9 protein-coding genes are annotated in these 18,384 nt (G+C 39.3%); 7 read left to right on the top strand and 2 right to left on the bottom strand.

What is annotated here, in order from left to right; all coding sequences use genetic code 11:
- Nucleotides 1–289: 289 nt before the first annotated feature.
- The gene (gene uxuA / locus KK060_RS03405; protein ID WP_367397457.1) at nucleotides 290–1,450 is read right to left on the bottom strand and encodes a mannonate dehydratase; all 1,161 of its coding nucleotides are present in this window, start codon (nucleotides 1,448–1,450) and stop codon (nucleotides 290–292) included.
- A 533-nt stretch (nucleotides 1,451–1,983) separates the two neighbouring features.
- Between uxuA and KK060_RS03400 the strand changes: the two genes are divergently transcribed.
- The 3 genes from KK060_RS03400 to KK060_RS03390 are packed head-to-tail and all read left to right on the top strand — an operon-like array spanning nucleotide 1,984 to nucleotide 6,369.
- Entirely contained in the window at nucleotides 1,984–3,096 is a 1,113-nt protein-coding gene (locus KK060_RS03400) for an endo-1,4-beta-xylanase (RefSeq protein ID WP_254152151.1), read from the top strand.
- 56 nt (nucleotides 3,097–3,152) lie between these two features.
- On the top strand, nucleotides 3,153–4,178 hold the full coding sequence (locus KK060_RS03395) for a LacI family DNA-binding transcriptional regulator (protein WP_254152149.1): 1,026 nt from the start codon (nucleotides 3,153–3,155) through the stop codon (nucleotides 4,176–4,178).
- A 31-nt stretch (nucleotides 4,179–4,209) separates the two neighbouring features.
- Nucleotides 4,210–6,369 (top strand): alpha-glucuronidase family glycosyl hydrolase, encoded by a 2,160-nt coding sequence (locus tag KK060_RS03390; RefSeq protein ID WP_254152148.1) that lies wholly within the window; start codon nucleotides 4,210–4,212, stop codon nucleotides 6,367–6,369.
- A 205-nt stretch (nucleotides 6,370–6,574) separates the two neighbouring features.
- Here KK060_RS03390 and KK060_RS03385 read toward each other — a convergent pair whose 3' ends face one another.
- Nucleotides 6,575–8,557, bottom strand: a complete 1,983-nt coding sequence (locus KK060_RS03385; RefSeq protein WP_254152146.1) for a retaining alpha-galactosidase — start codon at nucleotides 8,555–8,557, stop codon at nucleotides 6,575–6,577.
- A 227-nt stretch (nucleotides 8,558–8,784) separates the two neighbouring features.
- Here KK060_RS03385 and KK060_RS03380 point away from each other — a divergent pair, with 227 nt between their 5' ends.
- From KK060_RS03380 to KK060_RS03365, 4 genes are all read left to right on the top strand, one after another.
- The gene (locus tag KK060_RS03380) at nucleotides 8,785–9,276 is read left to right on the top strand and encodes a YetF domain-containing protein (protein ID WP_254152144.1); all 492 of its coding nucleotides are present in this window, start codon (nucleotides 8,785–8,787) and stop codon (nucleotides 9,274–9,276) included.
- A gap of 250 nt (nucleotides 9,277–9,526) precedes the next feature.
- Nucleotides 9,527–9,919 carry a response regulator gene (locus tag KK060_RS03375; protein WP_254152142.1) on the top strand — a complete coding sequence of 131 codons (393 nt, stop codon included), beginning with the start codon at nucleotides 9,527–9,529 and terminating at the stop codon, nucleotides 9,917–9,919.
- Between the two features lie 44 nt (nucleotides 9,920–9,963).
- Nucleotides 9,964–10,407 (top strand): DMT family transporter, encoded by a 444-nt coding sequence (locus tag KK060_RS03370; RefSeq protein ID WP_254152140.1) that lies wholly within the window; start codon nucleotides 9,964–9,966, stop codon nucleotides 10,405–10,407.
- A 270-nt stretch (nucleotides 10,408–10,677) separates the two neighbouring features.
- Complete coding sequence (locus KK060_RS03365; protein ID WP_254152138.1) at nucleotides 10,678–18,342, top strand: T9SS type A sorting domain-containing protein; 7,665 nt, start codon at nucleotides 10,678–10,680, stop codon at nucleotides 18,340–18,342.
- The last annotated feature ends 42 nt before the right edge of the window (nucleotides 18,343–18,384 follow it).

Raw genomic sequence — 18,384 nt, 5'->3', positions numbered from 1 at the left:
AACAATCTCAGTCAATTTTCTAAAAATCCCCTGCTATCTTTTAAAGAAGCAGGGGATTTTTTTTCTATCTCCCGCAATCATTTGATGGAATTAAAACCAACTGAAAATATTCAACACATTGTTCCCTGATTGAAAAGGGGAACTTAAGTGAAGTTAGTTTGAAGCGCGCGAACTACCTATTACTCGGGAAATAGTATTCCCTTGATCTATTTTTTTAAGCCTGTTAAATTATACCTATTGAACTAATGAAACAGGTAGATCAGTACTATTGATACTGTTAATCCTTTACTCATATAGAACGTGAAATACCAAATTCCAGCCCTCGTAATTCCGCGAGGCCTTTAAGTCGGCCTATAGCAGAGTAACCAGGATATGTTTTCTTGTTGAGGTCGTCCAGCATCTGGTGTCCGTGGTCGGGGCGCATTGGTATCGATTCGCCTCTTCTTCGCATAAGCAGTACAATCTCTTTTACAACCTCATACATATCTGCATCGCCGCCAAGGTGGTCAGCCTCGAAGAAGTTTCCTTCACCATCATCACGTTTGGTATTGCGCAAATGAAGAAAATGAATATTATCACCAAACTTGCGTATCATCTCAACAAGGTTGTTGTCTGGTCTTGCGCCATAAGAGCCCGTGCAAAAACAAAGTCCGTTGGAAGATGACGGAACTGCATTCAACAATTCTTCAGCATCTTTTGCAGTACTCACTATTCGTGGTAAGCCCAACACAGAATATGGAGGATCATCAGGGTGTATGGCCATCGCTACCCCTACCTCTTCAGCTACAGGAATTATCTGCTCAAGGAAATGAAACAGGTTCTGTTTTAGTTTAGCCGCATCAATACCTTCATAGGTTTTTAACGCTGCAAGCACCTGCTCAGCAGTAAAGCTATCGTCACTGCCCGGCAGCCCCAACAACGCGCTCCTGTATACCTTGTCTATGGCTTCCTTGCTCCTGGACTGATACCACTTTTCTGCTTTTTCAATTTCCTCCTTCGGATAATCTTTTTCAGCCCCTGGTCTCTTCAGCATAAATAAATCGAAGGCAACAAATGCGGCCCGTTCAAATCGAAGGGCTTTACTACCTGTCGACAAGGTATATTCAATATCGGTTCTTAGCCAGTCGAGAATAGGCATGAAGTTATACGTAACAACGCGCAGCCCACACTTCGCTACGTTGCGCAGGCTTTGCTTATAGTTGTCAATGTATTGCTTATAGTTTCCGGAACGCTTCTTAATATCCTCATGTACAGGCAGACTTTCAATCACAGTCCAGGTCATGCCTGCATTTTCGATAAGTGCTTTTCTTTTATTTATTTCTTCAACTGTCCATACGTCACCTACTGGAATCTGGTGAAGTGCTGTAACAACACCTGTACATCCCGCCTGACGGATATCTTGTAAACTAACGGCGTCGTTGGGTCCGTACCAACGCATTGTTTGTTCCATTAACATATTCAATACTTTACAATTTTAAGATTTAACTAATCAAACTAGGTGCAACAATATACTACAACGATTATTTTCAAATAGGTTAATCGGCATAAAAAGACTTGCCTGCTTATAACCTGATCATTTAATAACAAATAAATCGGTCTGATAAACAGGGCAAATCCTTACCGTACGACCCAAATTCTTAGTAGTACTATAAGCAGACGTAGTAATGGCTAAATGCCCCTTACAGGTACACGTAGCGTAATTAATCCATCAGTAGTAATGCGTTGTCTTGTTAAAATTTAATGCATCATCTTAAATCGCCATTAGGCTTCCCGGATTCGATCCCGCTTAATTATATAAGCAATATGGAAGATTGCAAGAGGAAATGCAACCGATTGCAAAATATTTCTTTAAAATAACCTTTTTAATTCTTTTTTTAACCAATTTAGCATGCAACCGATTTAAATATAAGAAAAGCCGTAGCTATCTCTTTTATAAATCGTAGCACTTGGATTCTTTATTTACCAGGCTTATTAATGCAACTTATGAAACACGCTCTTTACAAGCTTCAAAAAAAACAATTCCTCCTCATTACTTTATCCTTCTCTATTCTTTTGCTTATAAATAGTACAACCCAATTACAGGCACAAACCGGGGAACCTGGCCTTAAAAATTACTATAAGGATTATTTTCCTATAGGAGTAGCTGTCTCTCCTCAGGTATTAAAAGGACCAGAAGCAGCGCTTATTAAAAAACATTTTAATAGCCTTACGCCTGAAAATGCTATGAAGATGGGGCCTATCCATCCTGAAGAAAATAAATACAACTGGGCTCCTGCCGATGAGATAGCCCAGTTTGCGAAAGTTAACAAGATGAAACTTCGCGGGCATACCTTATGCTGGCATAATCAAACACCAAACTGGATGTTTACCGATACGAAAGGTGATACCGTAACCAAAGAGGTGCTCTTAAAACGTCTTAAAGATCACATAACAACCGTAGTTTCGCGCTATAAGGGAACTATCTATGCGTGGGACGTAGTAAATGAAGCGATCGACGATAATGATAGCAAGTACCTTAGAGAGTCTGCCTGGTATAAAATCTGCGGCGAAGAGTATATTGCAAAAGCCTTTGAATATGCACATGCTGCAGATCCGAAAGCTAAACTCTACTACAATGATTACGCTACGGAAGAGCCTGGCAAAAGGGAGCGGATCTATAAGCTTGTAAAAAGCTTAGTTGAAGCCAATGTACCCATTCATGGTGTAGGCCTGCAGGCGCATTGGTCTATTTATGAACCCGATGCTGATGCTATTCGCGAATCGATTTCCAAATTCTCGGCCCTGGGCCTTGATGTTCAAATAACAGAACTTGACGTATCCGTATATAAACTTGAACATAGCAGACGCGAACGCAGACCCGATGATATCGATACGTACACACCTGAAATTGAACAGAAACAGGCTGAGCGATACAAGATGTTTTTCGAAGTATTCAGAGAACATAAAAAGCAACTAACCGGAGTAACTTTCTGGAATGTATCAGATAAACATAGCTGGCTGGATTCTTTTCCGGTAGCGGGAAGAAAAAACTATCCGTTGTTATTCAATCAGCAACTCGAACCGAAGAAAGCATATTGGGAAGTTATTAAATTTTAAAGGTGTAAGTAATAGTTGGCACTAATGATACTTAACACATCGAATGTTCAATCACAATGAATGGCTCTAAAGAAATTACCATTTACGACATTGCAGAAGCGCTTGATCTATCTCCGGCTACAGTAAGTCGTGGTTTGAAAGATCATCCTGCAATAAAAAAAGACACCAAGAAAAGAATTTTGGAAAAGGCCAAAGAAATGGGTTATCAGCATAACCTGTTCGCCAGCAATCTTCGACGAAATAAGACGAATACAATTGGTCTTATCGTGCCCAGGCTTAATAGCTACTTTATGTCAACTGTAATTGCGGGTATTGAAAAAGTAGCAAACCAGGCAGGATATAATCTAATCATAAGCCAATCGCTGGAATCTGTAAAGAAAGAAGAAATTAATGTACGTACCCTTTACAACAGTCGCGTTGACGGGCTATTAGTTTCTCTGGCCTACGATACGGATGACATCTCTCACATGGAAATGTTCCTCGACAAAAACATCCCGGTTATTTTCTTTGACAGGATCTTCCACCATCCGCAGTGCACCAACATTATTATCGACAACTTTAAAGCAGGCTATGACGTTACCAGTCACCTGATTGACCAAGGCTGCAAACGCATTGCTCATATAACAGCTAACATGAAGAGGAACGTTTATGCTGACAGGATGAAAGGTTATAAGCAGGCTTTGAGCGACCACCAAATTCCTTTTGATGAAAAACTTGTGTTCATCAATAACCTGAGTGACCATGCAGGCATTAAAGTATCAAAGGAAATCCTACAAATGAAGCCGCTTCCTGACGCCATATTTACTGCAAATGATGCTTGCGCGGTAAGCTGTATCCGCGAACTAAAAATGGCAGGGATTAAAGTTCCTGATGATATCGCTGTAGCTGGATTTAATAATGATCCGCTATCTAAAGTGATTGAACCAAACCTAACAACGGTGAACTATCCAGGTCAGGAAATGGGCGAAGCTGCAGCCTCTATACTTATCAGACGACTGGATAAGTTAGAAGGTACAAGTCTAAATACAATTGTACTTCGTCATGAATTAATTGTACGAGAATCTTCATTAAAGAAGAAGTAAATAGCTTTTTACACAACATCTATTTTACCTTATGCTAAACAGAGTAAATATCATTGTTATCCTTTTTCTATCTTTTATTTCTTCTTACGCAGAGGACGGTTATAGGCTATGGCTCCGTTATGATCTGATTAAAGATCAGGCAAAACTGAATGCTTATAAAAAAACAGTAACAGGTTTTATTATTGATGGTAATTCTTCGACCCTTGCCATTGCTTCTAAAGAGCTTGACAATGGACTAACCGGATTACTTGGTTCAAGAGTACCCTTGGTAAAATCCGTTCGGGATGCCAGCGTTATTATTGCCAGATTCCCTTCTCCCCTTTTAAAAGATATAAACCTGAAAACGGATACCAAAGCCATTTCGGAGGAAGGTTATGTTATTACTACAGCACTATTGAATAAGAAAAATGTAATTGTAATCGCTGCTCATACTGATGTTGGATTACTCTATGGTTCATTTCATTTTCTCAGATTAATTCAATCCTTTCATGATCTTAACAACATTGATATCGCAACGTCGCCGAAGATCAAACATAGACTATTAAATCATTGGGATAATCTCGACAGAACCGTCGAAAGAGGTTACGCGGGATTTTCTATTTGGGATTGGCACAAGCTTCCTGATTATATCGATCCGAGATATCATGATTATGCCAGAGCAAATGCATCCATTGGTATCAATGGTACAGTACTCACCAATGTTAACGCCAATGCGCAGATATTAACAGAAGCGTATTTAAGAAAGGTAGCAGCGCTTGCCGATATGTTTAGACCGTACGGGATAAAAGTTTATTTAACAGCACGCTTTAGTGCACCGGTAGAGATTGGCAATCTTAAAACAGCAGACCCACTTGATCCACAAGTACGCACCTGGTGGAAAAACAAGATTGATGAGATTTACAAGTACGTGCCCGACTTTGGTGGATTTGTTGTAAAAGCAAATTCAGAGGGTCAGCCCGGACCACAAAACTACAAGCGAAATCATGCTGATGGCGCTAACATGCTTGCTGAAGCACTGGAAGCTCACAAAGGCATAGTAATGTGGCGAGCTTTTGTTTATGACAACGAAGTGCCAGAAGACCGGGTAAAGCAAGCTTATAATGAGTTCAAGCCCCTGGATGGTGGTTTCAAAAGTAACGTACTCGTACAAGTAAAAAACGGACCGCTCGACTTTCAACCTCGTGAGCCTTTTCATCCGTTGTTTGGCGCGCTGCCTAAAACTCCTATTATGATGGAATTCCAGATTACGCAGGAATATCTCGGGTTTGCAACACACCTTGTATATTTAGCTCCGCTATTTAAGGAGTGTCTTGATAGTGATACCTATACAAAAGGTCAGGGATCTACCGTTGCGAAAGTAATTGATGGTTCATTAGAAAATCATTCATTAACAGGTATCGCAGGCGTTGCTAACATTGGTAATGATCGAAATTGGACTGGCCATATATTCGGACAGGCAAACTGGTACGCCTTCGGAAGACTTGCCTGGGACCACAACCTTACCAGCGAAGCAATTGCAGATGAATGGATTCGTATGACATTAACTAATGATGATCAATCCGTAAAGAAGCTTACGCAAATGATGATTGCATCGAGGGAGATTGTAGTGCAATATATGACACCTCTCGGATTGCATCACATTATGGGATGGAGCCACCATTATGGCCCTGGCCCATGGATAAAAGACAAACCTCGTGCCGATTGGACATCGGTTTACTATCATCAGGCAGAGGCCAATGGCATCGGATTTAACCGTACCACTACTGGCAGCAATGCGCTGGAGCAATATGCGCAACCAGTACGCAATCGGTTCGAGACATTGGAGCAGTGCCCTGAAAACTTTCTATTATGGTTTCATCATGTATCGTGGGATCATAAAATGAAATCAGGCAGGTCACTTTGGGACGAATTATGCCATACATATTATAAGGGAGCAGATTCTGTTAAATGGATGCAAAATGTATGGGAGACTGTACGGCCTAACATCGATGAAGAACGTTTCAGCCATGTAAAGACATTCCTGGGTATTCAACATAAAGAAGCCGAGTGGTGGCGAAATTCATGTGTTTTATACTTTCAATCATTCTCTAAAAAAGAAATACCGAAAGGACTGGCAAAACCCGAAAAGCCACTCCACTATTACGAATCCCTTGAGTTTCCTTTTGCTCCTGGTATACGACCACATTGGTAGAATAAAATTGTTCAGGAGATGAACGATAAAAGAAGCCCTGCTTTATTTTGATAAGGCAGGGCTTCTTTATGTTATACATCATGTGACTTAACAGGCTATACCAGAAGATAATTCAAGAGGAAACATACTCTACGGCTCCTGAAAAAGAAAAGATCCCGGACTAGTCAGACCGGGATCTATTATTTCCATAGATGAAACCATATTTCTATTTCACCGAAATCTTGGCAACAAAACCACCACCTGGCGCTAACGACACTTTTATCTTCTTGCTTTGATCAAGCGTAATTGTTTCCTGCTTAAAGTCTCTTGCTGCACGATGAGCATTTACACCATCTTTGAAAAGCTCTACGTTATAATTACCATTGGGCAAGAACGAGAGATCAAGGGTTAACTCACGCGCGTTCCAATCTGTTATTGCTCCGACATACCAATCATTACCTTTTTGCCTGGCGATTGCCACAAACTCTCCTACTCTTCCATCCAGTGCCCGGGTATCATCCCAGGTCGTAGGCACGCTTGCTATAAACTTCGTACATTCCGGTTCACGCATGTAATTGGAAGGGTTATCACAAAGCATATTAAGCGGCGATTCGAAAATCACATATTCAGCTAGCTGGTGGCAACGGGTTCCCTGACTCATTGGATCTGAGTTCACGGGTCTATAGCTATGTTTTGTCGCATTGCGCATCGCACCTTGTGTGTAGTCCATCGGTCCTGCTACCATCCTTATAAAGGGAATCGTTACGTCATATTCTACCATGTCAATAGATGGAGCGCCCCACTTCAATTGTTCAAGACCATGTACTCCTTCAAAATTAATTACGTTAGGATAAGTTCGTTGCAAGCCTGTTGGTTTAAATGCACCATGGAAGTCAATAAGCATTTTATATTTAGCTCCCATCTCCGCAGCACGATAATAGAAATTAACAACCTCCTGATCGTCTCGATCCATAAAATCTACCTTGAAGCCTTTTACCCCCATCTCGCTGTAGTGTTTACAAACCTTTTCCATATCTCTATCAAAGGCATAATATCCAGCCCAAAGAATAATTCCGACATTTTTTTGCTTACCATAATCTACCAACTCCTTTACATTAATTTCGGGGACGACCTGCATGAGATCGGCCTGAAGATTTACGGCCCACCCTTCATCAAGAATAACATATTCGATGTTGTTCGCAGAAGCAAAATCTATATAGTATTTATAAGTATCGTTGTTAATGCCGGCTTTAAAATCGACACCGTATATATTCCAATCATTCCACCAATCCCATGCAACCTTCCCGGGCTTTATCCAACCTGCATCCGCAACACGCGAAGGAGCGGCAAGTTTGTAAATTATATCGCTATCTGCTAAATTCCTATCTTCAGCCGCTATCACCATTACTCTCCAGGGGAAAGCCCGTGTCCCTTTAACCTTTGCAATAAAATTCTCACGTTCTTTAACCAATAATTGAAGTTTATTATGTCCGCCCTGCTCTACAGTTTTAGGATAAGGAGCAAAGACACCGGTTAACTTTTGAGATCCATCTTTATTAACCAGGTACATCCCTGGATATTCTTCAAGGTCTGCTTCTGTAATACATACTTTTTTTCCAGCCACATCTACCAGTAAGGGTAGGAATATTAACCTCTTTGAATCAATAGCGGAGAGTTTTGTTGATGTATATGTGTTCTCAAATGAATTCCAGAACTGCTCTTCGTATGTAGGCTTTGAATCTTTTACATAAGGTACTAGCGCAGTATAGTCTGATGAAAAGGAAAAGGCCGCCTGCTCCTCAACAACATTAAAGTCTTTCTTTTTGGAGGTGGTAAACCGATATGCCGCACCATCGTTATAAGCCCGGAAAATAATACCGTAATCGCCTTTGAAGGTCAATTTCAATTCATTGTAGGAGTCCTGAATCTTTTTTCGCTTGTAAAGCGATGCTTCTATTGCCTGGTCTGTCTTGCTTCTCTTTGCAGCCGAAAGTTTAGGCTTGCTTCCTAAAGTTTCCCCTGTTGAAAGCTTCATAGAAATTGGTGAAGCCGCTATAATGACATCGTTCTCATGTTTAACGGTATACAAAATCTGATCTCCAAGACTAACAGTTATTGCTATTTTACCGTCGGGAGACTTTAGCACCTGCTCTGTTTGAGCAATGCTGCTAAAGGATAGAAGAACAAAAAATAAAATCAGGACTTTCATTAATGTTTTTGGTTTTAAGTAATCGGAAGGAAAGCTATAGGAAATCGGCTATAATTCAAATGTTAAAATCTGTCGCAACTATTAAGCCTCAGATTGTGAAGATATTATTTGAAAGACATTGACAGTGATTACTTCTGGTATACTTTTTTATTATCCCATAGCCGGGAAAGTGGCGTCCACCCCCTTCCTACTACTATTCGTTAATAACAAAATTAAAAATTGCATATATGGAAGTTCTAGACTTCGTATCCAATCTCATATTGTTAGTCGCCGTTGTTGGATTATTTGTCTACATCAAATGGTATTCGTCCACCTTATCAAGTAACGTAAGAAACAGGCTTCAGACTCATGAAATCATCGTTAATATTCTGTTAGGGTTTATCGTGTTTTTCGTCATATACAACAAAGAGGTTTCTCTATCTTATCGATACTTTTTCTTTATACTGAGTGTGGTGATGCATATCGGCTCTTGCTATCTTATGTTAATGCACATCAATCGAAAAGCTAATGTTTACTCCAAATCCTATCTCATATTTCATAACGGCAAGTTCCTTAAAGGTGCTATACTGAAGAATGATTTGTCCGAAGAGGATATTATAAAATCTTTAAGATTAAAAGGCGTCCTTAACTTAAGGGAGATAGATACCATTATTCTAGAAGCAGACGGCGAACTTACAGTTATCTATAAAGAAAAAGTAAGCGAGCAAATTAACGCGTAGGACAACTTTTGTTTAACTAAACATTCTCCGCTTAAAATACATAATGCTAATCGGACAATCAGCATAGAAATGCTGATATTAATAATCTGCTTGTTATCTTTCAGGATTACCGTAAAACAGCAACCAGGATTTTTCCTGTTTTTTCATTTAAAAATTTTCTTTCATTTTGGATAATATTTAAACGTAAAATTCAACAAATAGTATTTTAATTGAACATCATCTATATTTTTATAAATAATTAAATAGAACTATGAACGTGCTGATTATTGATGATGATGACGAGGATAAAGAACTGTTTTGCGAAGCACTGCAAATTGTTGCACCTACTTTTAATTGCTTAACAGCGTCCTCCTGCCAATCTGCAATCACACTTTTATCAAATACCAAGGCTATTCCTCAATTCATTTTCATTGATATGCATATCAATGGCGTAAGTGGTATCGAGTGTTTGAAGAGCATTAAAACGCTTGAAGATATTCACAAGGCTACTATTATTATGTACACAGGTGTTATGAGTCCTGCTGACAGGGATGAATGTATTGCTTTGGGAGCCAATGAAATTTTGATTAAGCCAACAAGTTTCAATTTACTTGGCAGAGCTTTAGATTTAATTGTTAACGCGGGCAACAAGGATGATCAGTAATAGGCACCCCCCCAACTTATAACATAACACTTCCTTCTTGAAACATGAATAATTATATCTGGATCATTGTTGCACTGGCGGCGGGAGCACTCCTACCCATACAAGCAGGATTAAACACCCGACTGGGAAAGACAATAGAAAATCCCGTATATGCTTCTTTGATTTCATTTGTTATCGGCACAATTGCACTAGCCCTTTATGTAGTAGTTACAAAACAACACGTTACCTGGGCCGGAATTAAAACCGCTCCATTTCATATTTGGCTAGGTGGAATTCTTGGAGCCTTCTATGTTACTGCTATAGTTATTGTATTTCCTAAAATCGGCCCTGCTTTAACATTTGGGTTAATTGTAACAGGACAAATGGTTATATCTGTATTGCTCGATCATACGAATATACTTGTAGCAGAAGCACACAGCTTTAGCCTATGGAGGTTAGTTGGAATTATCCTTATTGTTGCAGGTGTGGTTATTCTTCGTAGATTTTAGAAAGTATTATCAAAATGGGATGCGCTTTCCCAACTAGGGTTAATTGTTTTATTTGATAACGGTTTTAATTTACTAAAGTAATATTTACGACAATATAGCTAAGTATTTATCCGTAGGTACTAGCGACTAAACTGCTGCAATAGTTGTATTTTTACCCTTTGACCAGGTCCACATTTGCCACGGTAAAAATTAGTTGAAGGCGTGTAGAAGTAAATGTCATTTTCTGGTTAGAAAAATGCTCAGAAAGCCTATCATCTAGTTTTATACAAAATGCTTAAACAATTAACATATAGTATACCCCTACTATTGTGTTTTATATTGAATTCGGTTCAATCAAAAGCTCTGGCACTTTACACTTATACAGGTAGCGGAGCCAATGGATTTTGGAATGATGCAAATACCTGGACTACGGACCCTACTGGCGTAACCCTTACCGGTAGCACCATTCCTGGCAATAATGATATAGTTACTATTCTTAATGGCTTTACAGTAACTTTAAACTCAAACGTTACGACCTTAGGATTAACAATTAACATTAACAATGGTGGAACTCTTGACCTTTCAACCTTCACGTTTCCTACAATTAATAACCTTTCGGGATCAGGAACTTTAAAAATTAAAGGAGGTTACTTTCCTACAATTACAACTAACAGTTTTCTATCAAATTTTGCTACAGGTGCAACCGTAGAATTTTATGACTTTACAGGATCACTTCCAGTTTCCACTAACTATCCTAATCTTACCTTTTCAAATTCAACTGGTGTAAATCAAACTATTAATTTATCCAATGCGACTGCATATAATTTAACTGTATTTGGAAATCTAATAACAAGAAGAACAGGAGCCGGTACTTTAACTGTAAAACTAGGTACCCAGGCCACAAATGTTATCAATACTATAGTAAATGGAAATGTATCCATTGGAGCAAACACAACTTTGGGAGTAGGATCATTTAATGCGGTACATAAGATCACTATCTATGGCAATTTCACTAATAATGGATCTGTAAGATTAAGTAACGACACGCAATACATTCCAACAGATGCGACCAACACGGGGGCTGCATCGTTATCATTCACCGGAGCAACAGATAATTTTTTTACTTGCAATGGAATTACTAATCTCTATACATTAACTGTTGATAAAGGACTTAATTCAACTAACATCCTTTCCGTTACATCAAACAACACGGCAAATCTTAATTTTTACTTTAGAGATAAACTCATTAACATTTTAAGAGGAACATTAAAATTAGGAAGTAACATTGATATCCCCCGGTTATATGGTAATGGCAGTCCTAACTACGATCTCGGCTCTACGACACTAAGTCCCATGCTTTGGGTTGATGGTGCTACTGTTAATTCCAACGGGTCTGCGTTAGTTGTGTACGGGAAGTTTAGAATAACCAATGGAAGCTTTACAACTATAGGGGGCGAGGGAAGCGTAATACGGGAGGAAGGACAATATATGATTGAGGGCGGTACTTTCACTACCGAAAAATTCAGACCTTCAAGTACTGCAACTACTCATCGCGGTTCTTTTATTATGACAGGAGGTGTTTTCAACTCAATTGGTACCACTGGCTCTGACGCGAGCTATTCCAGGTTCTCTCTTCCTTATCCTGAACAGGTTTTTATTATGTCAGGTGGAACTATTAACATAAAGAACTCCCAAAATTCAACTGGCATATTACACATTGGGTGCAATCCCTCAAATTATAATATTACAGGAGGAGCAATTAATGTTATTCTTTCAGGTACTTCCGCTGCCTATAATATGCTTTCGACAGCACCTTTATGGAATTTTAGCATCACAAGAGATGCAAGTGTTACACCTACTACTGTAACGATAAACAATATTGGCAGTTTATCTGGCGCACAAAATTCAGCACAGCCTTTGGTGATCCAAAATGATTTCATCATTGACGGCGCAAATAATCCTGTTTTCAATCCCAATAATTTAAATTTAACAATAGGAAGAAATTTCATAATAAATGCCGGAGCTACTTATACCCCAGGAACAAATACCACAATCTTCAATGGTACTGCTGACCAAAGTTTCAGTAATAGCGGAACCATAACAAGTGGTCTAAATAACCTTTCTGTAAATAAATTATCGGGTACCCTTACGTTAGGAGGATCGGCAACGACTTATCTGGTACGCCAAAACCTTACTCTTAGCCAAGGAATTTTGAACGACGGAGGTAAAACACTTCAGGTAAACGGAAATATACATAATGAAGCGGTGCACAGTGGGACGGGGAACATTACACTTAATGGTCCATCAACACAAGTAATATCCGGAAATGGAAGCGGCACTTTTGGCAACGTTGTTCTTAATAATGCCAATATACCGGGAGCAAGATTAACAGCTGATATTGCGATAAGCGGAACACTGACTCTAGCAGGCATTGGTAATAGTTTATTTGATATAGAATCATATCAATTATGGCTAACATCACCGTCAGCAACAGCGCTTACAACATCAGGATCGGGATTTACCAGTTCCAAAATGATTCGAACCCTGGGCTTGCAATCAGACAAAGGATTAAAAAAGACTTTCGGCAATCTCTCTGCCTTTACATACCACTTCGGTTCGGGCAGCGATTATACTCCAGCCACAATACAGTTAACTTCAGTACCCACGGGCTATGGTTCAGTTGCCATCAAACCTGTTAACTCAAGACACCCTTTTGTAGTGGCATCGAATACAAGAAATCTTCTTTATTACTGGAAGGTAGTGAGTTCTGGCTTTACTGGATTTGTATCTGCAAATCACGAATACCAATATCAGGCTTCAAAAGTGAGCCCGGGAAATGATGACGTAAATTATATACCTGCAAGATATAACAATACTACTTGGACAGAGATCAACGATCTGGCAAAAGTAAATGAAGCTTCCAAACTCATACTTTTTACAAACGTGAATTACCTGGATGGCGACTTCACGGCAGGAATCCCTGCAGCATTTGATATTGTTAGAATATTTTACAGTATAAGAGATGGTAATTGGAATGATGTTAATCCTGCAACCACGCCCTGGTCAACTCAAAGTCATACAGGTACGCCAGCAACAGTATACCCATCAGCGTCAGACCAGGTTATTATAGGAGATGGTGCAACTTTTAATCACTACATTGCAATTACGAACAATAATCAACTCTCAGGGGGTCTTGAAATCAACTCTGGAAGTACACTAGACATCGGAACTTCTACAGGACATAATTTTGGACGATTAGAAAACATCCAAATTTCTGGTAGCGGACTAATGAGAATATCCTCTGCAACTCCCTTGGCAGAGTTTCCTGCAGGAGACTTCGGCCTCTTTATAAGACAAACTGGTGGCACAGTAGAATACTATACTACAGGGTCGCAAAACTTTAATATCCCTACAAACTCTATATCCCCCACTAATCTACCTCTTATCACTTACAGAAATTTAATTCTTAAACCGAGTTCGGGTACAAGTATCACAATGCCAAATCAAGATATGCTTATTTTCGAGACCATAAGCATTCAAGGCACTTCACCTACCGCTATTGCAAGATTAAATTCAATAGCAGAAACCACCTTAACAGTAAATGGAAATATACATGTTCAAAGTGGCAATCTTGAATATGAAAATGAAACAGCGCAGACAGTTTCCGTAGATGGAAATGTTACTATAAATACAAATGCAATATTTGATGTTTTACCGTCGGGAACCCCTGTGAATAACACACTGATCATTAAAGGAAACCTCATTAACAACGGGGTATTTGACATGTCGGTTACCGGCTCGCGATATTGTAACACCACTTTTACAGGCACTGCAAATACATCTATTACCGGGACGGGTTCCATTACAGACTTTAACATTCTTACGATTTCAAAAGGTAGCAGCCAAACTCCAATTCTTAATGTAAATGCCGCGGCATTTTCTCTTTCTGGCGGTGGCTTACCTTTAATATTAAGCAGTGGAACATTCAGATTGACAAGTAATCAAACAGTAACTATTGCTAACGGAGGTATCTTTAATATACCCTCTACTTCAAGGTTATCGGCAAACGGCGGCATACTTCAATTAACGGGGGGTAATGGAATTGATATGAGATTAGCGGGCACACTTGAAGTTCTGAACGGCGCAATTCATGTAGGGACAACTTCTAATGATAACTCAATCGAATACGCTGCTACCGGAAGTCCTACAATAAATATCAGCGGCGGAGCATTAACTGTTAAATCACAGATAAGGAGATCAACAGCAAGCACGCAAGGTGGATTGCTTTACAATCAATCAGGAGGCATTGTTACCGTAGCAGATAAAAGCGCTATCTCCACTACACGGGGTGTATTTGAAATTTTAAATCCGGGCAGTTCGTTTACATTAACTAATGGCACATTAAGGATTTTACGTGGTTCAGGAAGTACATCTATTTCTGATCTGTACCTCTTTCCTTCATCCTACAATGTCACTGGTGGCACCTTAGAAATAGGTACTACTGAAACGTTACAAGCTGTTGATATCAATACTATTGTTCCGCTGTATAACTTAACTGTAAATGGTACTAATAACATAGCCAGGCTTGAATTTAATCCATTGACTCTCTTAGGAACTCTTAATATTAGCGCTACTAATGTATTCAATGCGAACACACTGAACGTAAACATTTCCGGTAATTTCATAAACTCCAACACAGATAATTTAGCAGGTGTTTCAGCAGGGGGCTTCCGGGCAGGGGCAGGAACACAAACAACAACATTTAACGGAAGTACTTCTCATCAAACAATAAGCGGAGTATCAGGTAATCTTACTAATTTCTCAAATCTTATTATCAGCAATACTTTTTCCGGTGGAATTGTATCATTACTTAACAGCACTAATCTTAGGGTCAGCGGAACATTAACATTGGCAAACGGTATATTGGCAGGGGAAGAAAATACTATTACTACCTTAGGCACGGTATCCAACTCTTCAACGCATACAAGTACAGGAGTCGGAAGTATAATTTTAGCAGGATCGGCTAATCAATTAATTACAGGCAATGGCAATGGGAAATTTGGAAACCTTACATTAAATAATGCTTCTGGTGCCTCCTTTGGTGCTAATCAGGAAGTAACGGGTATCCTCACATTTGCAAACGGGTCTTTGTTCATAGGTCAATATGGATTAAATATTTCCAATACGAGTTTAACAGCCATTAATAACGCCTCACCTACCCGATATATCATTACATCTGGTTTATTGTCCAATGCTGGGGTTTCTAAAGCGTTTGCCCCATCAGTAACAAATGGCAATTTTGTTTTTCCAATAGGAGTTGGCGGAAAGTATACTCCGGCAAACTACACCTTAACTACCGGCGTTGTAGGAGGAACAATCACAGTTACACCAGTTAACAGTAAGCATCCAAGTGCAACCGGATCCGGTACCGCTTATATTAATTACTATTGGCACGTTACACATAGTGTCATAGTTTTAAATAGCCTGGTTCATAGGTATACATATGTTGCGGCCGATGAACAAGGTACAGTTACCGATTACAGAGACGCCAGATTTAAAGGAGGTGCATGGACTATTGGTGTTACTTCCGGAAATCCTAATACTACTACTCGGGTTATTACTTTTACTAATACCGATCTAGCAGGTGATTATACTGCAGGAGAAGCAACAGCATTTGTTAATCCTACTACTTACACCAGCATAGTTTCCGGCAACTGGGAGTCCGATGCCACTTGGGATATTGATCCTCCCGGAACAAATCTTGGCCCACCACAAGGTTCGTTTGTGGTTATTAGTCAAACCCATACTGTTACCATGACAAACAATGCCAAACGAATGGCAACATTAGAAGTACGAGGAAGGCTACATTTAGGAAATACTACGGGACATGATTTTGGAATAATAACCACAAGTGGTACCGGCGAGCGCACAATTCAAATTCAATCCTCTACTTTCCCTTCAGGTGATTTCTCTTCTTTTACTGCCCAAAATGGAGGGACTATTGAATACAACGGTACAGTTATTCTCCCCACCCAGAACATCTATAATAATCTTTCGTTTTCAGGTTCAGGAGCAAAAACACTTCCGAACGCAGACCTCACAATAAATGGAAATATTACCATATCTGCTGGCACTGTTTCCAGTACTGTAAATAACAGGAGTATCGTAATGATAAATCCAAATGGTGACTTTACGAACCAAAGTATCTTTACATCCGGAAGCGGAGCCATCATTATCGGAAGAAACCTGATCAATAGTGGATCAGGCGCAAGTTTTACTGCAGGAAATGGTGATTTTGGTCTTCTTATAAACGGAAGTCTTATTAACAATTCTAACGGAACTTTTATTGCCGGCGCAGATAGTATAGGTATAAGGGGCAACTTCAATAACAGTGCAACATTCTCGGGGGGAATTGGAGCCATAAGAGTCAATGGGAATTTCAACAATACAGCAGGAACTTATACGGGAAGTACTGGCAAATTAAATATCTCCGGATCTTTAACAAACAATGCGAATTACAATGCAGGAAGCGGTGCTACTACAATAAAGGGTTCCTTTATTAATAGCGGTAGCTCCGCATTATACCAGGCTAATGGAAACACCATGAACATCTTTGGAAATTTTACCAACAACTCAGGGGCTGTATTTAATGCCAATAGCAGTTCAATACTACTTTCAGGAAGCTGGAATAACTCGAGTACATTTAACGCGGGCAGTGGAACAGTAGCTTTTATAAATTCTCTTCCTCAAACCATTTCCGGTTCTACTACATTTTTTAATATCGCAAAAACAAATGGAGGACCGCTTACCCTTAATAATTCAATTAATGCAAATGGAACTTTGACATTGACAAGTGGCAATATTATTACCGCAAACAATACGATCTCACTCACCAATACAAGCATACAACCTGTTACCGGAAACAGTTCAAGTTTTATTGATGGGAAGTTATCTATTAGTTTCCCAAACACAGCTTTATCAAGTCGCACATTTCCATTAGGAAAAGGGACATCCTATAGACCGATAACGATTTTCCAGGGAAGTTCATCTACTTCACCAGTTGTGCGTGCTGAAACGATTAACAGTGCTCCTACCGGAAGTTTCCCCGCTACTATTGAGCGTTTGTCGGAGGCAAGATATTATGCTGTCGATCTAATTTCCGGAATTCTTAATTCTCCAACACTTGAAATAAGCTTCAACACTAACCCACCTACTGATGAGAATATTACTGTTCCTGGTAATGTTCACATTTTAAGATCAGTTTCTCCTGGAGGTCCATGGGTTGATGCAGGGGGATCAGGGGTTTTTTCCCCTTCTGCACCTTCTGGATACGCAACATCAGATATAACATCTTTAGCTAATCCAACATACTTTACATTGGGTTATCAAAATGCTGCGTTACCTATTACACTCTATTCTTTTGAAGCTATTCTTAAAAACAGCTTCGTAGCCTTACACTGGATTACCTTACAAGAAATTAACAATGCTACCTTTTTTATTGAACGTAGTGAAAATGGTAAAACGTTTGAACCCATTGGTACTGTTGACGGAGCTGGAAATAGTAAAGAGCTAAGGCATTACAATCATACTGACACGAATCCTTTATTAGGCATATCGTACTATAGACTTAAACAAACCGATTTTGATGGTAACTATACGTATTCTAAAGTTGTAAAGGTATTCTATGAAGGAGATGGTTCTTTATTAACAGTATATCCTAACCCTTCTTATAATGTAACTGATATTCGCATTAAGGCTTCGGATAAGAAAACGAATTATACTAAACTCGTTATTACAAGTACCACTGGTAAGGTTTATTATTCTGGTTATGTTGATTTTAGTACTGAAATACAGCTGAAAGATTTAAAGTTAAATTATGGCCTATCCAGCGGCACCTACATTATTAGCGTGTTCTCCGAAAATCTAAAAGAGACGAGGAAGGTTATTATTTACTAGGATCTTTACTTATCGCTAAGTACGAAGCAAAATTAAAGCCTT

This window comes from Chryseosolibacter indicum, from assembly GCF_018598585.1.
In the GTDB taxonomy this organism is placed as follows: Bacteria; Bacteroidota; Bacteroidia; order Cytophagales; family Cyclobacteriaceae; genus Chryseosolibacter; species Chryseosolibacter indicus.
Note: the sequence above shows the minus strand (reverse complement) of the source record. Positions and strands in the feature narration are given on the sequence as shown.